The organism is Brevibacterium sp. 2SA, assembly GCF_005502845.1.
GTDB lineage: Bacteria > Actinomycetota > Actinomycetes > Actinomycetales > Brevibacteriaceae > Brevibacterium.
Window position 1 is genome coordinate 1 of the sequence record NZ_SCMW01000104.1, and the last position, 3,157, is coordinate 3,157.

General features: G+C 69.8%; 3 protein-coding genes and 1 pseudogene. 2 read left to right on the forward strand and 2 right to left on the reverse strand.

From position 1 onward, the window contains the following. Both FFS20_RS17725 and mtrA read right to left on the reverse strand, forming a co-directional pair. A pseudogene (locus FFS20_RS17725) lies at nt 1–526 on the reverse strand (two-component sensor histidine kinase); the annotation flags it as partial. Then, a complete protein-coding gene (gene mtrA, locus FFS20_RS17730; RefSeq protein ID WP_137827092.1) occupies nt 523–1,203 on the reverse strand; it encodes an MtrAB system response regulator MtrA in 681 nt (226 codons plus the stop codon). The gene mtrA and the pseudogene FFS20_RS17725, both read right to left, overlap by 4 nt. 79 nt (nt 1,204–1,282) lie before the next feature. Here mtrA and FFS20_RS17735 point away from each other — a divergent pair, with 79 nt between their 5' ends. Together FFS20_RS17735 and FFS20_RS17740 are read left to right on the forward strand one after the other, a co-directional pair. Then, a complete protein-coding gene (locus FFS20_RS17735) occupies nt 1,283–2,338 on the forward strand; it encodes a hypothetical protein (protein ID WP_137827093.1) in 1,056 nt (351 codons plus the stop codon). Next, on the forward strand, nt 2,335–3,042 hold the full coding sequence (locus FFS20_RS17740) for a DUF4129 domain-containing protein (RefSeq protein ID WP_181365672.1): 708 nt from the start codon (nt 2,335–2,337) through the stop codon (nt 3,040–3,042). The genes FFS20_RS17735 and FFS20_RS17740 overlap by 4 nt, the downstream gene beginning before the upstream one ends. Nucleotides 3,043–3,157: the final 115 nt, after the last annotated feature.

Here is a 3,157-nt window from a genome sequence, read left to right on the forward strand (position 1 = left end):
GCCCCTGCCCGCCCGGCAGGCTCACCGACTGGTAGAGCATGTCATCGGTCGGCGCCTGACCGATCGCCTCCCGCAGATCCGCGCTCACCGGCATCTCCGCCGCCGACTCGGCCGAGGAGTCCATGCCGACGCTGATCGTCGAGAACGACGAGTTCGGGTCCCGCGGCTGGAGGGTGAGCGCGTAGACCGAGCCGGTCGAGCGGTTGAAGATCGATGAGAGCTGGGAGGACAGGTTCTCCTGGGTCACGGCCTGCCCGTCGGCCGGGGCGACGCTGCGCAGTTCGGCGACGATCGTCGCCGCCTGCTTCGACAGGGAGTCGAGCCGGTTGTCGAAGAGCCCGCGGGAGATCTGCTGGGACATGTACGTGCCGACACCGAAGATCGCCACCGAGGTGAGGATCACGGTGAGGACGACGATCCGCACCTGCAGGGAGTAGCTGAACGACCGGCGGATGAACGCCCAGAGGCTCGTGAGTCCGTTCGCTGTGGTGCGGAGGGCTCCGCGCACGGCGGAGGTGGGGTTCACGCCGCTCGGCCCGCCTTGTACCCGACCCCGCGGACGGTGACGATGATGTCCGGCTTCTCCGGATCGCGTTCGATCTTCGAGCGCAGGCGCTGGACGTGGACGTTGACGAGCCGGGTGTCGGCAGCATGCCGGTAGCCCCACACCTCTTCGAGCAGGGTCTCACGCGAGAACACCTGCCAGGGCTTGCGGGCCAGGGCGACGAGGAGGTCGAATTCGAGGGGGGTCAGCGAGATCGGCGCCCCGCCCTTCGTCACGGTGTGCCCGGCGACGTCGACGACGACATCGCCGACGGTGAGCAGTTCGGGAGCCTGCGGCTCGGAGATGCGCAGACGCGCCCGCACCCGGGCGATGAGCTCCTTGGGCTTGAACGGCTTCGGCACGTAGTCGTCGGCGCCGGATTCGAGACCGAGGACGACGTCGACGGTGTCCGACTTCGCCGTGAGCATGATGATCGGCACCGCGGAGACGTCGCGGATCTCCCGGCAGACCTCGAGCCCGTCCTTGCCGGGCAGCATGAGGTCGAGGAGCACGAGGTCGGGTCCCACCTTCTGGAACTCGTCGAAGGCCTGGTCGCCGGTCGCGGCGAAGAAGGGTTCGAAGCCCTCACTTTTGAGCACGATTCCGATCATCTCGGCCAGAGCCGTGTCATCATCAACTACGAGGATACGAGCGTTCATACCTCCATTGTCGCTTAAAGTCATGTGAAGTTTCGACCGGGACACCCGGTGACGGCCATCCGTGGCAGGATTGTCTGCAATGGGACGAGAGAACGCATGGACTTCGCAGGTCGACTGGCGAACCGGCCGGTGGCAGCCTCGCAGTCCGTCTCCGGGGCATTCGCCGTGGCGACCGCCGCTTCCCCGCGGCATCCTCCCCAAGCGTCCCCTGACGTTCTTCGAGGTCCTCGACGCCGGCTTCCGCCTGCTCCGCTTCATCCCATCCCTGGCCATCGGCGCCCCGCTCATCGTCTTCACCCTCGGCACGCTGGCGCTCACCGCTGCCGGCACGGCGCTGACGCTGACCTTCCTGCCGTTCCTCTCAGACGTCATGGCCGACGACGAGGCGATGTCGGGCCTCGCGCTCCTCGCGCAGCTCGGATCGTTCGTCCTCGGCCTGCTCAGCCTCGGGCTCGTCCACTTCCTCGCCGGACTGCTCGCCCCCGGGGCCGAGAACTCCTTCGGGGCACGGCGGACGACGCTGACGCAGGCCTGGCGCGCCCTGGCCGGACGCCGCTGGCGGCTCATCGGGGCGGCCGTGCTCATCACCGGCATCGACACCGTGCTGCTGGCGCTGGTCGCGGGCCCCGCCGTGGCCGCCGGCCTCCTCGGCGCTCCCATCATCGGCGGTGTCATCGGACTCATCCTCCTCGGTGTCTGGGTGCTCGCCGTCGTCTGGCTCAACCTGCGCCTGGCCTTCACCGGTGCGGTGATCGCCGCCGAGGGCCTCGGCATCGGCGCGGCCCTCGCCCGCTCGTGGCGGCTGACCGGCAGCGGCTTCTGGCGGACCCTCGGCCAGCTCGGACTCGGGTACCTGCTGGCCAATCAGTTCATCCAGCTCGTCATCGCTCCCTTCATCTTCGTCCTCACCATCGTCCTCACCGCGCTCCTCTCGACCTCCGGCGGGGACACCGCGGTGATGACGGCGATCGCGGTCACCGCAGGCGCCCTCGTCCTCGCCCTCACCGCAGTCTCCTCCGCCGTCCTCTACGGCTACTTCTCGTGCCTCGTGTGCGCGAGCTATTTCGATGCCCGGATGCGCAGCGAGGGCTTCGACCTCGTCGTCATCCGCACCGAGGAGGCGGCCGCGTCATGATCCCGCCCGTCATCGCCTCCGCCGCCTCCGGGGTCATCGACCGTGACACCGGTCGCGAGTGGATCAACCGCGAACTCAGCCGCAGCGAGTACGCGGAGAACGACCTCACACCGCTCGAACAGCTCGGGCGCTGGCTCGGCGATGTCTGGGCCACGCTCCTCTCCGCGGCGCTGAAGGGGAACTCGCCGTGGCTGCTCCTCCTCGTCGTTGCGGGCGTCGCGGTGCTCATCGGGCTCATCGTCTGGCGGGTGCGGCGCCTGGGACTGCGGCGGGCCCGGATGCCGTTGGCGGCCTTCGACGCCGTCGTCGCCACCCCGCGCCCCGAACCCTGGCGGGAGAGCGCCCGAGCCGCCCACGAACGCGGCGATCATCGCACCGCGGTCATCGACGAGGCCCGGGCGATCTTCGCCGTCCTCGGCCTCAGACACGTCATCGACCTCGAAGCCGCGCAGACCGCGAACGAGATCACCCGCGTCGCCGGCACCGCCCTGCCCGCTCACGCGACCGCGCTGGCGCAGGTCTCGCGCGTCTTCAACGACCTCATGTTCGGGCCCGACGACGAGCTCGGGCTGACCGATCTCGCGGGCGTCTACGCCGAGTTCCTCGCCCTCGACGCCGAGCTCGACGCCCTGTCCGCTCACCGTGACGTCGCCGCCCGGAGCGGCGGCGTCTCGCGGACCGTGACCGCCGAGGCGGGACGATGAGCGCGGCCATCGATGTCGCCACCCGCGGCACCCGGAGCACCGCGGCGGTGCCGCTGAGCGCCCGGCTGCGCTCGGCCGGGGTGTGGATCGTCGGCGCCGTCGTCGTCCTCATCAC